General features: G+C 39.9%; 3 protein-coding genes. All 3 read right to left on the bottom strand.

Annotated elements, in window-relative coordinates:
- Positions 1-44: 44 nt before the first annotated feature.
- Positions 45-4,754, bottom strand: a complete 4,710-nt coding sequence (locus DF182_RS28235; protein ID WP_113619101.1) for a non-ribosomal peptide synthetase — start codon at positions 4,752-4,754, stop codon at positions 45-47.
- Positions 4,755-4,757: 3 nt separating this feature from the next.
- Positions 4,758-20,108: a non-ribosomal peptide synthetase gene (locus DF182_RS28230; RefSeq protein ID WP_161964298.1), complete on the bottom strand. Its 15,351-nt coding sequence runs from the start codon at positions 20,106-20,108 to the stop codon at positions 4,758-4,760.
- Between the two features lie 533 nt (positions 20,109-20,641).
- The gene (locus tag DF182_RS28225; protein WP_211327231.1) at positions 20,642-22,231 is read right to left on the bottom strand and encodes a tryptophan halogenase family protein; all 1,590 of its coding nucleotides are present in this window, start codon (positions 22,229-22,231) and stop codon (positions 20,642-20,644) included.
- Positions 22,232-23,463: the final 1,232 nt, after the last annotated feature.

Genomic DNA, 23,463 nt, shown 5'->3' with positions numbered 1-23,463 from the left:
TTTTATCATTATCTGATTATTCATCTGTATTTTAACATGTTCTGTCAGGAAATCCGCGCCAGCATTTGCCTGATTGACAATTGGGGACTATACACGATCTCTTTTAAAATAGAGAAATAAAGATCTTTAATGGTTTTAATCTGGACATGATCAAACAAATTCCCATTAAACGTAAGTTGCGGCACCAAACAGTTTTTATATTCAGTTATAACCAATATAAAAGCCAGATTCATGGGCATTTCCCCCCTTCTCTCTTCTATTTTCTCAGATTCCTCCACTTGATATACTGATGTGAGATAATGTTCATAATTATGATAATTATAAATAACAGAAGCATCTAAAAAAGCGGAAGGAACAACACCAGGAAGTTCATTAATCAATTTTTCAACGGGGTAATCATCATAGCTCAGATCGTCCAGGAAATTATATTGCACCATCTGTAAATATTTTACTACAGACATATCTTTATCAATAACATTTCTTACCATTAATAAATTTGAAAAAAATCCGATTAATTTACTGACATCCAATTCGCCATAATATTTCGAATTTCTTCCGGAAACAGTTGTAAAAATGGTTATATCATCCTGTCCGCTCCAGTGATTAAATAAAAGGGTTAATGCACTCATGAATACCACAGTACGCGTCACTCCATGCTCTTTTACCACCCGGTCTATGTCTTCATAAAATGTTCCATCAATTGCTTTGGATATACCAATCAATATTGCTTTCTTATGCTCATTCCCAGTGGCTGAAGATAGCTTTATGGCCGGCTTAAAGCCATCTAATTTTTCCAGCCAGTATTCCTTATGCCTTATCCCTTCCAATGAGTTAACAAAATTCTTTTGCCAAACTGAAAAATTCAGGTACTGAAAGGGTAAAGGTTCCAATTCTGCCTCTTTCCCCTGCAGTATACCAGTATATAATGCTGCTAATTCCTCCTGCAAAACACCTCTGGAATAGCCGTCTGTTATAATATGATGTATTGTAACCAATACATTATAATTACCATTTTCAATTTTGTATACTTTTACAGAAAATAATGGAGAAGTATATAAATCAAACTTGCTGAAGTATTCTTTTGCTATGATGTCATTCATTTCATCAGCAAAAGAAATGGTAACAGGATTTGCAATCTCATACGCTATCTCCTCCACAGGCAATACTTTTTGCGTTATTGTTCCACCTATACGAACAAACACAGTCCTCAAAATTTCATGGCGCTCTGCCAACTTATCCATAGCTGATTTAAGCGCCACCACATCCATATATTCAAACTCAAAAAGTGTTATTACAACATCATCAGCGTAATTCCATTCGGAAAAAAATATCAGCTGGTTATAGGACACGTCAGTTAAACCACTATCATCTTCAGGCGTATTGCTGTAGGATACTATGTCTGTTATTATATCATTTGCCGAGTCTATATATTTTGAGACGTTTTCAATATTCTTTTGTTCAAACAATACTTTTAATGGCAATACCTGCCCTGTTTCATCCATCACTTTCTTAACCAGCATCATTGCTTTCAATGAACTCCCGCCCAGCTCAAAGTAATCATCTTTTACGCCTATCCTGCTCTTACCTAATATTTCCTGCCAGATCGTTACCATTTTTTCTTCGGTTTCATTGCGCGCCGCTATGTACTCCATACCAGTTGACATACCTTCAATACGCGGATCTGGTAATTTTTTCTTATCTATTTTACCGTGTGGTGTTAATGGTAATTGATCTAACTGAACAAAATGTGCAGGTAGCATGTAAGCAGGTAAAACAGTACTTAAATATGATTGAATCTCTGAAACATTTAATATTTCCTTACTTACTATATAAGCTACTAACTCTTTTCCACCACCGGTGTCCGGACCGGTAACAATAATTGCTGCATCAATTGACGGATGGCCCAGCAAAGCCTGCGTTACTTCTCCCAGCTCTACCCGGTGTCCCCTGATTTTTACCTGATCATCTTTTCTGCCTGCAAACTCAATATTTCCACCTGGTATCCATTTCCCCAAATCACCTGTTTTATACATTTTTTCGCCCGCCTTAAAAGGATTGGGAATAAATTTTTCTGCTGTCAGATCCGGATCATTTAAATAACCACGGGCCAGGCCGGCACCTCCTATGCAGATTTCCCCTGCTACACCAGGAGGGACTAAGTTGTTATGATCATCTGTTATGTATAGTTGAATATTTGAAATCGGTGTACCAATGGGAACGTTGCCGGTTCTCAGATGAGTATTTTCATTAACATTAAATACAGATACCGCAATACTGGATTCTGTAGGGCCGTAAACATTATAACAGGCAACCTGATTCATAAATGGCTCAATCGTTTCAAAATTCAACGTTTCGCCACCAATTATGAGTCTTTTAAGCGTATGTATTTTTTCAATTTGCAGCAACTTCAGATAGGGAGGAGTGACAGAGGCGACATCAATTCTATTATTGATAAGAAAAGCTTCCAACAACGGCGGAGATTTCTTTTCCTCCTCATTAATAATATACAATGTAGCACCGGAAACTATGGCTGTAAATATTTCAAAAACACATACATCAAATGAAAAGGAAAAAAACTGCAGGAGCCTCTCTCCTGCTTTTAATCCAAAAATAGCCTGTTGGGATTGAATGGAATTAGCGACTGCACGGTGTTCTACCATTACACCTTTGGGCTCTCCGGTTGATCCCGATGTGTAAATTACGTAGGCCAGACTTTCAGGGCGAATAATAACTCCGGCTGGTTCCACAACAATATCAGGCTTATCTAACTCTATGTCTATAGCCAAAACTTTTCCATGATAATAATCCAGGTCAAAAATAGACTCAGCCTGTAATATTAATATTTCAATTCCTGTATCATTAATGATAAAAGATTTCCTTGCTTTCGGCAGGCCAGGATCGATGGGTACATAGGCAGCCCCTGATTTTAATACGCCAAGAATAGCAATGATCGCGACTTCTGATCTGTCCAGCATGATACCCACCAATTCATCCGGGCGGACTTGGTAAGCTTTTAGCAGGTAGCCAGCCAGCCAGTTGGCTTTTTCATTCAGCTGACGATATGTCAATGTTTTATTTCCAGACACCACTGCTATGCTATCAGGTGTTCTCTCTGCCTGTTCTTCAAATAAGTGTACCAGTGTTTTTTGTTCAGGATACACCAGGACAGTATCATTAAACGTTGTCAGTAACGCTGTCTTATTATTTTCAGTTAAAAAATCCAATTGATGGATGGGCTTATCAGGACAAGCTATAATAGCTTTCACCATTTGCGTTAAGTGATCAGCCAGTTGCAGCATGATCCATTCGCTATAAACGTCTCTGTTATATCCTATATTCAGATTTATCCCTTCCTCATCTTCAATAAAAAGAAGAACCATGTCAAAGACACTATTTGTAAATACTGTTTCATCGTAGTCATTTACGCTCAGGCCTTCCGGGGTTTGTTTTATCCCGGTATTACCGGCTGCAGTATTCTGAACTATCACCTGAACATCAAACAAAGGGTTCCGGCTTATATCCCGTAGTAAACGTAATTCATCCACCAATTCATCAAAGGGGTATACCTGGTGTTCATACGCGTCTAAAGTTATCTGTCTGATATGATCCAATAATTCCCTGTAACTATTCTCTCCGTCAAACCGTATTCTCAAGGCCAGCGTGTTGACATAAAAGCCCAGCTGATCTCCCAGATCAACATGCTCTCTACCTGCTACAGGAGTACCTATAATGATATCTTTCTGGTTAGTATACCTGTAAAATAAAGCATTAGCCACTGCCAGTAAGCCCATGAACAAAGTGCTACCTTCTTCCTGAATAAGGCCTTTTAGCCTATTACTGTCCTCCTGATGAATGCGCTTGCTTACTGATGCTCCATTATATGTTTTCACAGCCGGGCGTATCTTATCACATGGTAATTCCAATACCGGCAGTTCCCCTTCAAATTGTTTTAACCAATATGCTTTATGATTTTCAAACGTATTTCCGCTAAGCTGTTCATGTTGCCAGGCTGCGTAGTCTTTGTACTGGATACGCAAAGGTATTAACGGGTATTTGTCTTCTTTGAGATATGCATTGTAAAACAGGAATAGTTCATTGATTAAAATATCCATGGACCAGGCATCACTGATAATATGGTGTATGACATATGTAAACACCCATTTATTATCATCCACCTGGAATAAACCGGCACGTAACAAGAGACCCGATGAAAGATCAAAAGGTTCAACAAGCGCCTGGTGCACCAATTCCTTCACTATTACCGCCGATTCCTTTTCATGGCGAACATCCTGGTAGGAAAGCCTGAATCCAATTTCTTCCGGTGGATATATAAATTGTTTAATCTCCCGCTGTTCATCTTCTTTGAATCCGGTCCGCAGAATTTCGTGGCGTTCGATTAACTTGTTAAAAGAATATTCCAATGCCAGCAAATTGAGTTCCCCTTCACATACATACGCCCGCTGGACATTATAAGCCACGTTACTTTCCTCAAACTGGCTCAAAATCCACAAACGCCGCTGCGTGGATGACAGTATGTAGTTATCCCTGGTGAGGGTAACAGGTATTTTCTTAAAATCATCAGTTGTCTGACGCTCCTTCAAATACGTAATCAATTCTTCTTTTCTCAACTTTATTTCTGCAAGAATATCGTCAGGTATTTTGGCAATATCCATATGGATCTTTAATTTATCCTGATCCACCAATTCAATATCTATATTGAGATTTATTAACTTATCAATAAATACTTCCATCATAATTTAAAGTATAAAGTGTTGATCTGATAATAAATGATCACCATCCTGTTCTTTACTTTTCCTGATCCATAGTTCTCTTATAATATCCTTGCTTATATTTTCTATTGTCCCTGCACTAAACATATCTATCAATTTTAATTTCACGTTAAATGCCTGGTGAATCGAGGCGGAAAGAGCCATTGCTTTTAAACTATTTCCACCTGATTCGAAGAAATTATCCATAATCCCTATTTTGTTTTTTCCTAATAATGTTTGCCAGATCAACACCAATTTTTCTTCGGTTTCATTACGGGGAGCCACATATGCAACGCCTGTTTCCATATGTAATCCGGCGGGGTCGGGCAGACTCTTTTTATCTACCTTACCATTGGATGTTAACGGCAACTCATCTAATTGCACATAGTCGGCCGGTAACATGTAAGCCGGTAAAGTTTTGCTTAAATGGGCCCGTATAATGGATATATTTAACGGCTCATGGCTCACTATATATGCCACCAGTATGTTAGATTTTAATATCACAATGGCAGCATCAATAACCGGGTGATCCTGCAGGGCATGTTCTATTTCTCCCAACTCTATGCGGAACCCGCGGATCTTTACCTGGTCATCCTTTCTACCGAGATACTCTATATTACCATCTGGTAACCATCTGCCAAGATCACCGGTCTTATAAATTCTCTCTCCTTCCCTGAATGGATGGTACACAAATTTTTCTGCTGTCAGATCAGGATTGTTTAAATAACCACGGGCCAGGCCGTCTCCACCCACACAGATCTCCCCTACCACACCAATTCCGCACAGCTGTTGCCCGGAATCAATTATGTAGGCCGTACTGTTATTAATGGGTTTACCCACGGGAATGCTTTCTGAGGCCCCATTTATCTGATAGGTGAGAGAAAAAGTCGTATTTTCTGTTGGACCATAGCCATTCACGATCCTTACATCAGGATATTGATGACGTAATACATTAATATGAAATGCTGATAATTTTTCTCCTCCGGCCAGAATAGTTTTTAGTCCACTGAAGAGTGAGATGTTTCTATCAACTAATTGATTCAACCAACCTGCTGTGAACCACATCGTATCCACTCCCCTTTTCAGTATCTCTTCTGCAAGACTACCTTCATCCAACAACACTTCTTTACGGCATAGTATCAGCGTTCCGCCGTTCAATAACATACTCCAGTATTCAAAGGTTGTTGCATCAAATGAAAATGCTCCTGTAGACAACAGCACTTCATTACCGGTTAACGATATATAGTCAGGCATTTTGGTTAAGCGCACTACATTACGATGCGTTACCATCACTCCTTTAGGTTTACCGGTGGAACCCGAAGTATACATTACATAAATCAAATCATCCGGCAGGTTAATTGAATGCAGCTGGATACCGGCATAATTTTCACTTTCTTTCCGGAAAACTGCTAATTCCGGCTCATCTATCAATACGCTGCACTGGCTGTCAGACAACATATAATCAATACGATCCTGCGGATATTCGGGTTCTATCGGAACATAAGCAGCGCCTGATTTCAGTACTCCGAGTATGGATATAATCATCCATTCACTACGATCCAGTTTTATTGCAACTAAATCATCCTGTTGAATTTTATAATGATTCCGCAAATAAGCGGCTAACTGATTGGCCCTTTCATTCAGTTCTTTATAGGTAAGCGTTGTTTCTTCAAATACCAGGGCGATTTTACCAGGTGTTTTCTTTACTTGCTCTTCAAATAATGAGACAACCGTCTTTTCCCGCGGATATGCCACCGCTGTATCATTAAATGAAACCAGCAACTGTTGTTGCCCGGCTAAACTCAGATAAGCCAATTGACGCACTGGTATTAACGGTTGTGATGTAATACTCTCCAATAAGTACTCCAGGTGGTCCGACAACCTTAATATCGTTTCTCTCGTATATACATTACTGTTATATCCTATACTTACTTTTAATGCATCTCCGATTTCAACAAATTCGAAAATCAGATCAAACTTGCTGCGCCGGCTTTCTCCCACATCAAACCTACTGACTTTTATTTCGCCTGCGGTCTGTTCTTCATTACTATTTTGTGTGGCATTCTGCAACACCACCATCACATCAAATAAGGCATTACGACTCATTTCCCATTGAAGATCCAGCGCATCCACCAATTCATTAAACGGATACACCTGGTGTTCATAAGCCCCGAGAGTTACCTCTTTTACATTCGTCAATAGTTGTTTAAAACTATTTTCTCCGTCAAACTGCATCCTTAATGCCAATGTATTTAAATACAATCCCACCTGACCTTCCAGGTCCGCATGTTCTCTGCCGGCAATCGGGATACCAAAAATAATATCTTCCTGTCCTGTATACCTGTACAATAATGTATTTACCACCGCTAACAAGCCCATAAATAAAGTCGCGTCCTGTTCTTCATTCAGCGCTTTCACTTTCGCACACAGTTCCGGATTAATTATCCTATTAACTACATCTCCGGAATATGTTTTTATGGCGGGCCGTATTTTATCGGGTTGTAATGCCAGTACAGGCAGTTCCCCTTCAAATTGTTTCAGCCAATAGGCTCTATGAGCGGCTAACGAATCCCCGCTTAACTGCCCCTGCTGCCAGGCCACATAATCCTTGTATTGAATACGCAGCGGAAATAAAGTGGCTTCTTTGCCCCGGATACGGGCATCGTATAATGCAAACATTTCTTTATGCAATATCCCCATCGACCAATCATCACTAATGATATGATGTACCACATAAATAAATACCCAACGAGTATCGGCTACCTGGTATAGCCCTGCACGTATCAGAGGTCCCGCTGCCAGATCAAAAGGCTCCAGAAATACTGACTGCGCCAGTTCTTTCACAACTATTTCCGGTTCCTTTTCATGGCGTACATCCTGATATGAGAGTCCGATTCCTGCTTCCTCCGGTGAAAGAATAAATTGTTTTACTTCTCCCTGCTCATCTTCCCTAAATACCGTCCGCAGGATTTCGTGACGCGCTATCAAAGCATTAAAAGAATCTGCTAATGCAACACGATCCAATGTTCCTTCCAACATATATGCTACCGGCATATTATAGGCAATATTACCTTCCTGGAACTGGCTTATTGCCAGTAACCGGAGCTGAGAGGGGGATAGAGGATAATGTAATTGCTGTACTACAGGAGTGATAGCATTAAAAGGTGTTTTCCGGGCATGTGCAATTAACCGGGCCTGATCTTCCAATACTAATCCGCCAAATATCTCCTTTAAACTGATGTCAATGTCAAAGGCTCTATGCAACTGACTTACCAGGCGGGTTGCTATTAAACTATGGCCACCAAGATTAAAGAAATTATCCATGACCCCTATGCTGTCTTTGTTTAATAGTTTTTGCCAGATCAATACCAGCTTTTCTTCTATCTCATTACGAGGGGATACATATGCAATACCTGTTTCCAGGCCTAGCGCGGCAGGATCCGGCAAATTCCTTTTATCTACTTTACCATTGGGCAGTAATGGCAGCTCATCCAATTGTACATAATGGGCTGGCAACATGTAAGCCGGCAAAGTTTTACTTAACCAGGTGCGTATATTGAAAGTATTTAATGATGCCTGGCTCGCGATATATGCCACCAGTTCCTTTCCTTCCTGTTTAGCAGCTCTCAATACCACAACGGCAGCATTAATATCCGGGTGCCCTTGCAGGACATGTTCAATTTCTCCCAGCTCTACCCGGTATCCCCGGATCTTTACCTGGTTGTCCTTTCTGCCTGTCAATTCAATATTACCATCAGGCAACCATCGTCCCAGGTCACCTGTTTTATACATCCGCTCACCTTCTACAAAAGGATTGGTGACAAATCGCTCTGCTGTTAATGCAGGTTTATTCAAATAGCCCCGTGCCAAACCCGCTCCCGTTATGCATATTTCGCCGATTACACCAACAGGCAGCTGCTGTTGCCATTCGTTCAGGATGTATATGCCCGTATTGGCGACCGGCCGGCCGATTAAAACAACGGCACTATCTTTTATCCTGTATATGGTACTATACGTAGTATCTTCCGACGGGCCGTACAGGTTCCTGATCTCTATATTTTCACTATCCAACTGTGTAAGGTATCCGTGAGGAATCGGCTCTCCTGCCATATTTAATACCTTCACAGCGCTGAGATCAACCTGTTCTCTCAGCAAGCTACCCACCACACTGGGAACGGTATTGATCAATACATTTTCTGTTGTGGCCAGGTATTGCGGAATCGATAATCCATTAGTTAATAACCTTAATTTTTTTCCAATACTTAATGGATAAAAAATTTCAAAAACAGATAGGTCAAAGCAGATGGAGGTAACACCAAACACAACATCAAAATCTGAATGATGAAACTCCTCTTTACACCATGCAATAAAGGCTGCAACATTCCTATGTTCAATCATTACCCCTTTGGGATTCCCTGTTGATCCGGATGTATAGATCACATAGGCCAAATCTGTTGGTTTGTTGATGGATACCAGTTTTGTTGCATCATAATCGCTTCTTTCCGCCTGGAAACGGATCAGTTCCACTTCATCTATCACCAATTTGCATTTGCTATCTGCTATAATGTAGTCAATGCGTTCCTGCGGATATTCAGTATCCACCGGTACATAAGCTCCTCCTGATTTCAAAATGCCCAGCATGGCTATGACCATCCATTCATTGCGGTCTGATTTTATACCTATTAAATCGTCTGCCTGAATATTGTAATGCTGTCTTAAATAGCGGGCTAACTGGTTCGATTGCGCATTTAATTCCTGATATGTAAATGTGTTATCTTCAAAAACCAGTGCAATATTATCCGGTGTTAGTGCTGCCTGTTCCTCAAATAATGCCACCACCGTCTTTTCCGGCCGGTATGCCATCTCTGTATTATTAAACGACACCAGCAGCTGCCGTTCTGTTTCATTCAGTAGTTCCAGGTTGTTAATCGCCTGCTTACCGGAATGAATGATGTAATTCAATATTCTAAAATATAGCGCAGCAATTCTTTCAGGTGAAAATCCTGATTTCAACTGCCGTGACAACGATATTTCTATAAAGAAATTACCGTCTGTCACATTTACAGAAAAATCAAAGTAAGTATTTGTACGACCTATGCTATCTATATTAAATGAAGGCAGTATAGCTTCCTTTTGACTGAATTGCTCATCTTTTGTTGTTGATTTACCGATATGATAATCGACATAATTAAATATCATATCAAAAAAAGGATTGCCCGAATATGATTCCTGCTTATGTATCTGGGATATTTCAAAGGTGCTTAATCTTTCGTAATTCTTTAATTCAATCAGTTTATTATGAACGCGGACTATAAAATCGGCACACGGTTCATCAACATCTATTCCCATCTTCAACGGAACAGTATTCAAAAAACAGCCCAGTATCCTATCACTGTCTTCGCAATCAGGGCGGGTATTTGTTACAAGACCGGTAACTATTTCGTCATCATGGGTAAATACTTTCAGCATGTATAAATATGCACTTAACGATACTATTCTGACAGTAGTATTGAGATCGGCAGCCGTCTTTTCCAGTCTTTTTAATTGGTCTCTGTCCAGAGATTGGGTGTAGTGCTTACTTTCTTCTCCTGATGCGAATATATCCAGCCGTGTATAGTCCGACAACTCTTCCCGCCAAAACTGTTTTATCAATTCGTCCTTTTTGTCCAACTCATGCTGAATGATAAAATCTTTATAGCTAGATTTTAATTTCACTGGTTCGTATGATGGATCATTACCTAATTTCAGATACAGATCATATAGCTCCGCTCTGAATGAGACATCGCTCCAGCCATCTATAATAGCATGATGCATTTGTATTACAAATACAATTTCATCTGCACCCAGATTAAATACATTTATTCTCCACAATGGAGCTACAGAAAACCTGAAATGATTCACTTTCTCTGTTTCCATGAAATCCCGGATTACTGTTTCCTGCTTTTCCCGGGTTACATCAGCAAGATCTTTATATTGAACAGAGACTGCTATCTTTTTATGAACAATTTGTACTTCCGTTTCATAATCGTCCACGTTGAAGCTGGTTCTTAATATTGAGTGCTTATCTGTCAATAGCACCACTGCCTGTTTAAAGCGCTCAATTTCAAAATTGACTAATACTTTTCTTTCCACCATTTGCTGATGATATATATCATTTCTCTCATTCAACAGAGATTCATATATCATTCCCTTTTCAATGTCACTCATCGGGTAAATATCTTCCACATTCTCTTTGTCCGGAAGATTGCCTGATGACAAAATCCGTTCTTTCAATTCACTTATTGATGCTTTTACAATGGATTCCTCTTCTCTCATTCTGCTGTTCCTGCCGTCAATTTCATCCTTATGCTGTACTACATGGGATAATATACTTTCTATGGTGTTGTATTTGTAAATATCAGTAATGGGGATATCCAGGTTCAATTCCTTTCTTAATGCGGTGGTCATCCGCAGTATTTTTATGGAATCACCACCTAAATCGAAGAAGCTGTTGCGCAATCCTACTTTTTCTTTACCTAATATTTCTTCCCATATCTTTGCCATTTTCCACCCGGTTTCATTGGATGGCGCCAGGTATTCTACGCCTGTAGGCAGTCCAGCGACTTCCGGATCAGGCAATTTTCTCTTATCAATTTTATCGGTTGATGTTATAGGGAATTGATCCAACTGAACAAAATGTGACGGTAACATGTAAGCAGGCAAAATATCATTTAAGTAAGCCTGCATATCCGGTACATTCAAGGCTACCTTACTTATCAAATAAGCCACCAACTCCTGCTCACCATGCTTATTGGGTCTGAGAATAACGACTGCAGCATCAATTACTTCGTAGCTTTGTAATGCACGTACGACTTCCCCTAACTCTATCCTATATCCGCGAACTTTTACCTGATCATCCTTTCTCCCTGCAAATTCAATATTACCATCCTTCAACCACTTGCCCAGATCGCCCGTTTTATATAGCTTTTCGCCCACCTTAAATGGATGAGGAACAAATTTCTCCGCTGTCAGCTCCGGGTTATTTAAATAACCACGGGCCAATCCGGCACCACTTATACAAATTTCGCCGGTTACACCAGTGGGTACTATGTTCATATAGTCATCCACTATGTATAATTGCATATTCGAAATAGGCTTGCCTATCGGAACACTACTCTTTTGCAGATCTTCTCCTTTATCAATCTTAAATATGGCAACACCTATACAGGACTCCGTAGGGCCATAAGCGTTATAATAGGTACCGTAACTACAAAAAGAACGCACAATTTCCGGCGTAACAGACTCTCCTCCTGTTATCAGTCTTTTTAGTGTGTTTATTTTTTTAATCTCCAGTAACCTCAGATACGCGGGTGGGATAGATGCAACATCAATCCTGTTATTTATAATGTATTGTTCCAATAAAAATGGAGATTTTTTTTCTTCTTCACTGATTATATATAATGATGCGCCTGAAATTATTACTGTAAAAACTTCGAAAACGCTCACATCAAAGGAGAAAGAAGAGAACTGAAGGCTTCTTTCCCCTTCCTTCATTTCGAAAATGGTTCGCAGCGATTGAACGGAATTGATAACCGCACCATGTTCAATCATCACCCCCTTGGGATCACCGGAGGATCCTGATGTATAAATTACATAGGCTAGCCTTTCCGGAGAAATGGTAACTCCGACTGGGTTCGCCGTATTATCCAGGATATCCAACTGGGTATCTATTCCAAAAACACCTCCCCGATAATAATCCAGGTCGAACAGGTATTCTGTTTGCGTTATTAGTATCTGTATTCCCGTATCATTGATTATTAACGATTTTCTTGCCTTAGGCAGTTCGGGATCTATGGGTACGTATGCGGCTCCTGATTTCAATATCCCCATTATAGCAATAAGCGATTGCTCAGATCTCTCCAGCATTATCCCTATCAATTCATCCTGGCGTATATCATAGGTTTTTCGCAGATAATTGGCCAGCCGATTGGACTTTTCGTTTAATTCACGGTATGTCAGTGTTTTTGCACCACATACCACCGCCACATTATCAGGCGTTTTGACTACCTGCTCCTCAAACAGATCTACCAACGTTTTATCTGGATAAGCCACTGCAGTATCATTGAATACTGTCAGCAATTGCGCTTTATCATTTTCGGTTAAAAAATCCAACTGACTGATTGCCTTATCAGGAGATTCGACAATAGCTTCCATTAATTGTATCAGGTGATCCACCAATTGGGTTATGTTTCCTTCATTATATACGTCAGTGTTATATACTATATTGATATATAACCCTTCTTTCTTTTCAATAAAATTAATGACCAAATCAAATACACTACCTGTATTTGATACTTCTTTATATTCATTTATTATCAGCTCCACCGGATACTGATTTGTTATTACCGGATTGGTTTCAGCGTTCTGCACCAGCACCTGAACATCAAACAGGGGGTTCCGGCTTATATCCCGTTGAAGATGCAATTCATCAACCAGTTTATCGAACGGATATATCTGGTGTTCATATGCTCCTAATGATACCTTTTTAACATTTTCCAATAATTCCCTATAGCTGTTTTTCCCGCTAAACTGTATTCTTAAAGCCAGGGTGTTTACATAAAATCCGATCTGATCTTCCAAATCAATGTGATCCCTTCCCATTACGGGAGTGCCTATAATAATATCTTCCTGATGAGTATACCGGTAAAATAAAACATTAGTGACTGCCATTAACCCCATAAACAAAGTGCAGCCCTGATCCTTGATCAGTAATTTCATGCCATCACTTAACCGGTGATTAACAGGTTTTTCTATTATTGCACCGTTATACGTTTTTATCGCCGGGCGTACCTGATCGCATGGCAACTCCAATACAGGTAATTCACCTTCAAACTGTTTTAACCAGTATGTTTTATGATCCTCCAACGATTCCCCCTTTAATTGCTCCTGCTGCCAGGCGGCATAGTCTTTATATTGGATGTGTAAGGGCGCCAATGGATTCACTTCCCCCCCGGAATATGCATCATAAAGCCGGAATAGCTCATTGGTAAAGATATCCATGGACCAGGCATCACTGATAATGTGATGTATCACATAAGCCAATATCCATTTGTTATCGCCCAACTGATATAACTCAGCCCGGATCAATGGGCAGGCTGTAAAGTCAAATAATTTAGTAAATACCGAATGTACCCGTTCTTTTACCACTACTTCCGGCTCATGCTCATTCCGGATGTCATGGTATATCAGCTTAAATCCGGTCTCCTGCGGGGAATGGATAAATTGTTTTATATCACCCTGTTCATCTTCTCTGAATGTCGTCCGCAGTGATTCATGACGTGTTATCAATGTATTGAATGAGGCCGCCAGTGCATCACGATCCAATGGCCCTTCCAATACATAGGCAGCCTGCATATTGTAGGCTATACTACCCTCCGGAAACTGGCTTATTACCCATAACCGGCGCTGGGAAAAAGATAATGCATAATGAGGTTTTCCGGCTATGGCAGGTATAGCCATGAAAGATGTTTTCCGGGTTTGCAATATTAACCGGGCCTGATCTTCCAATACAAGCGTTGTAAACAAGGTGCTTAATCCTATGCTGACTTCAAATGTTTTATATATCTTACTGACGAGGCGGGTTGCCATGATACTATGTCCGCCCAGGTTGATAAAATCATCTTTTATACTGATAATTTCCCTGCCAAGTATTTCCTGCCAGATGGATACCAGTTTTTCTTCTGTTTCATTCCGGGGAGCTACATACGCGATACCGGTTGAGATGCTTGATCCCTCATGGTCCGGCAATCTCTTTCTGTCTACTTTTCCACTCACCGTTAAGGGTAATGCCGCTAATGCAACATAATGCCCTGGCAACATATAAGCTGGCAGCGACTTGCTTAAATGTGATCGCAAATCCGGTATATTAAGTACGTCCTTACATACCAGGTAGGCTATTAATTCCTTATCCCCATTCTGATCTGATTTAGCTACAACCACAGCACCATCAATACCTTCGTGACTTTGCAACGCATTTTCAATTTCCCCTAATTCTATCCGGTGCCCCCGTACCTTTACCTGGTTATCTTTTCTTCCTATAAATTCTATACTCCCATCTGGCAGCCATTTACCCAGGTCCCCGGTTTTATACATCCGCTCTCCCGGCTTGAATGGGTTAGCCACAAACTTCTCCGATGTTAGTTCCGGCTTGTTAAAATATCCCCTGGATAATCCATCACCGGCTATGCAGATTTCACCCACTACACCTATCGGGCATAGCTGATGCTGATGATCAGTTATAAAAATATTTTCATTCAACAAGGGTGTCCCTATTGACAAGGATGTACTTGTATGCAATGCAGAACAACTGCTCCAGATTGTTGTTTCCGTTGGACCATACACGTTAATGACATGGGTTGTTGTCAATCTTTTTAAACGTTCATAATTACGCTGTGTTAAGGGTTCTCCACCCACCAGTAATACTTTCAGCTGTTTAAGCGTATTGATACTATCCGAACCCGTCTCTAACAGCTGATTTAATCTCGAAGGAGTTAACTGTAATGCATTTATGTTATGGTCAGTAATATCCCTTAATATTTCTAAAGGATCGGTTCCTTCCAGTAAAAATAATTGCTGGCCACAGATCAAAGTACCCAGCAGCTCCAATACCGAAATATCAAATGTGTAGTTGGTGGTGGCGCCAAACACCATACCAGGTTGAAGAAAAAACTTACTACTGAAATTTTCCAAAAAGGAGGTAACATTTCTATGCTCTATCATTACTCCTTTAGGTTTACCCGTGGAGCCTGATGTATAAATCACATAAACCAGATCATCTGGTTTTATTACTGATGTCAAGTCCCCGTTGTGGTATCTGTTTTCTTCTTTCGAAAATTTATTTAGCTCTTCTGCATCAATCACTACTTTACATTTGCTATCCTCCAGTATATAATCAATACGTTCCTGCGGATACTCCGGATCTATCGGAACATAAGCGCCTCCCGCTTTAAGTATACCGAGTATGGCAATGATCATCCATTCATTCCGCTCCAATCTGATTCCTGCCAAATCACCTGTCTTTATTTTATATCGATCCCGTAAATAATGGCCCAGTTGATTGGAGCGTTCATTTAATGTTTTATAGGTGAATGTATTTCCCCCTGCTACCAATGCCACAGTATCTGGATTTTTGTATACCTGCTCTTCAAATAAGGTGACAAGTGTTTTCTCCTGTGGATATATTTTTGCTGTATCATTAAATGATATCAACAACTGGTGCTGTTCTGCTGCACTCAAATAAATTAGTTGCTGAACTGGTATTGATGGCTGTTTACCAATAACCCTCAATAATTGCTCCAGGTGATTGGCCATCCGGATTATTGTTTCCTTTACATAGATGTCGCTGTTATAGGCTATACTTACCTCCAGTGCTTCTCCTGTTTCAACAAAATCGAAAGTCAGATCAAATTTGCTGCTCCGGCTTTCACCACCCCGGAGCCTGGTTGTTTTTATCCCACCTGATGTTCTGTCATCATTACTATTACCAGTAATCGGGTGCTGTAATATTACCATTACATCAAACAAGGCGCTCCGGCTCGTGTCCCACCTGAGACGCAGGGCATCCAGCAATTCATCAAACGGATACATCTGATGCTCATAAGCTCCTAAATTTGTTTCTTTTACATTTGCTAATAAATGCCTGTAACTATCTTCCCCCTTAAATTTCGTCCTTAATCCCAGCGTATTTAAGTATAACCCTATCTGGCCTTCTACATCTACGTGTTCTCTTCCTGCTATAGGAATACCAAGGATGATATCACATTGATTTGTGTACCGGTATAATAAAATATTGATTGCTGCCAGCAATCCCATAAATAAGGTAGCGCCCTGTTCCTCACAAAGCACTTTTATCTGCCCACTTATTTCCGGATCAATTATCCTATAAACCGTTTCCCCGTTATATGTTTTTATGGCAGGACGTATTTTATCCCCTGGTAATTCCAATACAGGCAGATCTCCTTCGAATTGTTTTAACCAGTATGTCTTGTGGGCCTTGTATGACTCTCCCTTGAGTTGTTCCTGTTGCCAGGCCGCATAATCCTTGTATTGAATACGTAAAGGAGCTAAAGGATTCTCCCTACCCTCACCATAGGCATTGTATAATGTAAAAAGTTCTTTTACCAATATTTCAGCAGACCAACCATCACTGATAATATGATGTATAGTATAAGTAAATATCCATTTATTATCACCCACCTGATACAAACCGGCACGTATCAGCGGACCGGTTGCAAGATCAAAAGGTTCAACAAACATTGACTGTACCCATTCATTTGCTGTTGTTTCCGGGTCTGTTTTATGGCGCAAATCATGGTATATCAGGCCTGCTCCCGCTTCCTTCGATGAAAGAATAAACTGCTTAACTTCTCCCTGTTCATCTTCTTTAAATATCGTCCGCAACATTTCGTGACGCTCCACCAACGTATTAAAGGCCTTCACGAATGCAGCATCATCCAATGCGCCCTCCAACCTGTATGCAGCTGATATATTGTAGGCTATACTACCATCCTTCAACTGGCTCACTACCCATAGTCGCTGCTGCGAAGAGGATAGTGCATAATGGTCTTGTTGTACTACAGGGGATATAGCAACAAAAGGTGTTTTCCGGGCTTCCGATATTAGCAGGGCCTGATCTTCCAGTATTACTGTCTCGAATAATTCATCGAATCCGATACGGACTTCAAACGTTTTATATATAAGGCTGGTTAAACGGGTAACGTTTAAGCTATGTCCTCCCCTGTCAAAAAAATTATCTTTTACCCCTATTCTCTCTTCGTCTAATACTTCCTGCCATATCGTTACCAGCCGTTCTTCCGTTTCATTGCGGGGAGCCACATATGTCACACCGGTTTCCAGTCCTGTACCTGCAATATCCGGCAAGCGTTTCTTATCAATCTTTCCATTCGTGGTTAATGGTAATTCAGCCAACTCAATATAACGACCAGGCAACATATAGGCCGGCAACTGTTCGCTCAGATATTTTCGTATATCCGTTACATTTAACCCTTTCCGGCATACTACATAAGCCAGCAATTCCTTCTCATTTTCGGTATTATGTCTGACCAATACAGTAGCAGCGGAAATTTCAGGATGTCCCTGCAATGTACTCTCAATTTCACCCAATTCTATCCGGTGGCCACGGATCTTTACCTGGTCATCTTTTCTTCCCCCAAATTTTATATCCCCATCGGGTAGCCATTGGCCTACATCACCTGTCTTATACATCCGCTCACCCTCCTTAAACGGATTAGCTACAAATTTTTCAGCAGTGAGCGCCGGCCTGTTGTGATACCCTCTGGCCACACCAGAGCCTCCTATGTATATCTCCCCGGGAATACCGATCGGACAAAGCTCATATGATTTATCCAGTATCCATATACTCGTTTGGGAAATAGGTTTACCAATCAGGATTGGTACGTTTTCTTCCAATTCTTTTACAATACAGCCTACCGTTGTTTCGGTAGGGCCGTATTCATTATATATCCTGATGAAAGGATGAATGCGTTTTAAGATACTCACCTGCTCGGCTGTAACTTCTTCCCCTCCCACAATGGCGCATAAAACAGCGGAGGAATGCAGGTTTGCGTACTTTAACAGATTTATATGTGAAGGCGTAAGTTTAATGCAGTTGATAGCACTTTCCCCACTGAAAATATGAGATAGGATTGTAGTAATCTCTGTGTGCTGACCATATACAAATAGTTCACCACCTCCTGTCAGCGGACAAAATATACTTGTAACAGTAAGATCAAAAGAAAAAGAAGTAAACAACCCAAAATTAGCTTTATGGGAGGCCTTGAAATAGTAGCTATTGGCCCATTGAATATAATTGGACAAGTTATTATTGGTAATAGCGCACCCTTTAGGAAAACCTGTGGAACCGGATGTATAAATCACATACGCCAGATCATCCGGCTTGTATTGCGAAGCTGAATTCTCTTTACTATAATCATGTGCTTCTCTGAAAAATTCCATCAGCTCCTCTTCATCTATTAACACTTTACAGCTGCTATCTTCCAGCATATAATCAATACGCTCCTTCGGATATTCCCAATCTATCGGCACGTAAGCTCCTCCTGATTTCAGCACACCAATTATGGATATAATCATCCATTCACTTCTCTTCAGTTTTATTCCTATTAAATCATCTGGCTGAATGTTATAATGATTTTTCAAATAAGCTGCCAGCTGATTGGCACTTGCATTTAATTCGCTATAGGTTAATATTTTTCCTTCAAATACTACTGCCGTATTACCAGGTATTCTTTCCACCTGTTCCTCAAATAATGCGATAACTGTTTTATCCTGTGGGCATGTTGCTGTATCATTAAATACTACTGACAACTGATATTGCTCTGCCGCGCTTAAATAGTTTAATTGCCGGATTGGTTTTGAGGGATTCGTTACAATAGCCTCCAATAACTGCTCCAGGTGGTCTGATAACCTGACTATTGTTTCCCTCACATAGATATCGCTATTATATTCTATACATACTTCTAATGTTTCTTCCGTTTCAATAAAGTTGAAAGTCAGATCAAATCTGTAATTCCGGTTTTCTTCTTTAAGTCCGTTTATTTTTACGTTGTCAGATATTTCTTCCTTATTACTATTGCCGGCAGTTGCATGGCGGAGTGTCACCATTACATCAAACAAAGCATTCCGGCTCATGTCCGGCTTAATATTCAAGGCATCTACCAATTCATTAAACGGATATACCTGGTGTTCATAAGCCGCTGAAGTTATCCTTCTTACGTTCGCCAACAATTGTTTATAAGTATCATCTCCTGTGAATTGTGTTCTTAAAGCCAATATGTTTAAGTACAATCCAATCTGTTCTGCTACATCTATATGCTCACTTCCCGCTGCTGGAATACCGATAATAATATCTTCCTGGTTTGTATAGCGGTGCAATAAGGTATTAATGACAGCCAGTAAGCCGATCAATAAGGTAGTATCCTGTTGCTTACAAACAGCTTTTATCCGGCTGCTTATTGCCGGACTAATTACCCTATGTATCGTTCCGCCATGATGCGTTTTTATTGCCGGTCGTACTTTGTCAACAGGCAATTCCAATACAGGCAGCTCTCCTTCGAATTGTTTTAACCAATATGCTTTATGATTGATTAATGACTCTTTATTTAGCTGTTCCCGGGTTCCGGGGATGTTCAGATAAACGTCATCGTTCAATGAGCTTAAATAATTTATTAATGCCGTTTCTCTGATCCGGACTTCGTTCAATAGTGTTTCATTTACCTCTCCATCAGGATAGTTAACAGATAACCCGCCTTCTTCCAATTTCAAATGAATATTATGTTTTCTCAGAATAGACAAGAACTCTTTCATAGTATTAATAATCATTATTGTGCGGTTAAAAATATATCAATACGGACGTAACCTATACCAATTCACGGTTAGGCCCGATTTTCAGAGGTTTTTCAGTTTGTATCGGATGACTGTTATCATATTTACAAACGAATTTTCGTTGTCTTATCAAAGGCTATAAAACGTTCCGGAACATATTTATCAAAATATCTTTCCATACCCATTTTTAAAATATGGTTATACTGCACTGTAGTGCATATACAACTGAAGACGTTCAATCGTATGCGTAATTTGTTTCTTACCTGGCCGTTTTTCCAGAACAGTATATTAGTTGGAATACGGGTTAAAATCCAAACTGAATGGGTAAACAATATATTTTTATAAAAGTGTTGTTTGATTCGGTATTTGATAGTCGCAGTATGTAGCAGGTGTACGTTCTATTATTCGCAATATAGATATGATGGGTTAATGCTACAGCATAATATAAACCGGTAATCGCAGATAAGCATTATTTACATTAGTGCTTGTTCTTGCCAGGAGGTTAAGTATTCATAGAGAGAAGGTAATGTATTACATAGTAATTCGGATCTGTCTTTGATTTCCCGGAAGACAGCCAGGGCATTTGTACTATCCATATGCTGAATAACAGGCAAACAATATTCCGGCTGATAACCGAGACCCTGTAACATCACAGCGTAGGAATAAGATTCAAAGCCATGATATTTCTGATTTATATTCCTGGAATTGGGAAGCTGACTTTTCCACTGTTTAATGCGTTCTTCCAGATCACCAGGCAATTTGAGGTCATGCTTTGTCGCTTTCCAGAAAGGCGTATCATACCTGCTGCTCGCGAAATAGTGAAGTACTAAAAAATCCCTCACACCATCTACACAGTCTCCCACTGCCTGATTATATTGTTTCATCAGCGCAGGGTTAAATGATTTATCAGGAAAAGCAGACACCAATTCCTCAATGCCATGCTGAATAAAAAATATTCCTGTGGATTCCAGCGGTTCAACAAAAGCGTTCGACAAACCGATGGCTACACAATTTTTCACCCAGGCATTTCTATTGCGTCCAATTCGCATCTTTATATGCAGTGCACTACAATTGTCTGCAGCAGGCCCGAGATGTTCCCGGAATTCTTTTTCTGCCGCTTCACTGGAAATAAAAGCACTGGAATATACATATCCGGTGCCATCCCTGCCATACAGCGGAATATTCCACACCCACCCTGATTTAAGCGCGGTTGCGGTAGTATAAGGATTCATACCATCTCTGACGATATCCCTGGGCACCTGTATAGCCACGGCACTGTCGCATAAAAGCGACTCAGCAAAAGGAATAAACGGTTCTTTCAGGGTTTTATTAATCAGTAATCCTTTGAAACCAGTACAATCAATAAACAGATCGCCTTCAATCTCTCCATTTTCTTTGGTGATGACAGACAAGATGCTGCCATCTTCTTTTTGTTTCACCTCTGTTACATCATCCCCAATATGAACAACACCTTTCTTCGTTGCCATATCTCTGAGAAAAACTGCCAGCTGGTTTGCATTAAAATGATAACCATATGGAAATTGTATCCGGAGATCAGACAGCTTATTTTTCTGAAACGCCACATTATTTTTAAAATAGTTTTCTACTTTTCTATCATACACTGTTCCGTCAAAATATCTGGGAGACCGCTTATTATCACATAAAGCTGCTGTGGTAAAACAGGCACGGTCGTAAGCATCCAGATCACCCTGATGTTTCATCCACCACTCACCTATATGAAATCCATCTGCAATTTCATGCCGCTGAAAAGGGTGATAAAAGTCCTTCCTTTCTGCGTTCCAGTCAACAAACTTAATGGCTAGCTTATAGCTTCCACTGCAATGCGGCATCCAGTCGCGCTCATCCAGTTTGAGGAAATCAAAAAACAATTTTATAGTACTGAAAGTGGCTTCTCCTACTCCAATGGTTCCGATAATCGGGGACTCAACAACTGTAATTTTAATACTTTCCCCAAATACTTCATTGAGATAGGCAGCTGTCATCCATCCTGACGTTCCTCCGCCAACAATGACAATATTATTTATGCTGTTATTGTTCATCATTTTATTATTGCTATTATGGTGAATAAAATAGGCATTTCTGTTATAACAGCAGTTATGAACTGCTTATATTTCATTTCGGCAATGGTAATATTTCACTGCACTATAAGTGCCGGACTCGTTTATGGTACAGCAATACCAGACAAAGTATATTGCACAATTAGCCAGCAACACTCTGGCAATTACTCTATTAAACGGATTAAAATTAAGGGCAGGTGCTGCTAAACGACGTCGTTAATAAAATTTTTTTCTAATAAAAATATCCACTGCGAATATATCAGCTCAAGCAGACATCACAGAAGAAATAGCAATGCGTAGAAAAACATCCCGGTAACAATACAGCATGGACATGATATTTACAGACAGATAACTATAGCGTTGCGGTACAGGAAACCTATACAGATTCTTACATTATTCAATATAATAGTGGCATGGATCATTACAGTCGAAACAATAGTAATATACCATTCTGTTCCGGAGTATAGCTTCTCGCAACAGCAGAAAGCCTCATAACCTATAAGGAGACAATTTTATGTTTACTTTTAAAATGGGGATATATTTCTTTTGCTGGCTTTTATTAGGTGGATAGGCTGTAAGAATATCCTCTACTGTTTCTCCTTTAGATAACTTTTCCTGTATTAGATCAACTGCAATACGTCCTAATTGGCACAAGTAATTTAACTAAATCTTTTTTTTATTTCTTTCGTAGCTTAGTAAAAGCTCGTTAACCTATATAAAGTACGGGAAAGAAATCGAGGTTATATAAAAGGAACTCAACTAAACACACAACTAAAAAACAAAACCCCGCGCCATGCGCGAGGTTTGAAACTTACCAGTGAACCTTATTGATCATCGAAATTTTTCCATCAAGATCTCAAACCCCCAAAAGGCTTCAAAACTAATACGTTTTGAAGCCTTTTCTATTTCTGTGATCCCGCTGGGATCACAGAAAACCTCTCAAAATCAGTCATAGTGGCCCATTAGCAACTTCGACAAACTTACTGATACCCGAAAAAATAAGGAAATTATTTATTCTTATTACATAGACATAATTCAGATATTTTCACATATTAAATATGTGATTCAATTTAACCATGAATCGAGTTGACTACTTCCTCATCCATGTCGCACCTCAATGAAAATAATACATGGAAAGATAACACATCATAGGTATAGCGAATCAGGGTGCCGCCGATAATTTTCAGCTGCCGACAAAACAAAAAACGTATCTACCG

Origin of the sequence: Chitinophaga flava, from assembly GCF_003308995.1 — a bacterium.
Lineage (GTDB): Bacteria > Bacteroidota > Bacteroidia > Chitinophagales > Chitinophagaceae > Chitinophaga > Chitinophaga flava.
The sequence above is the reverse complement of the archived record's forward strand: the minus strand, read 5'-3'. Positions and strand labels throughout refer to the sequence as shown.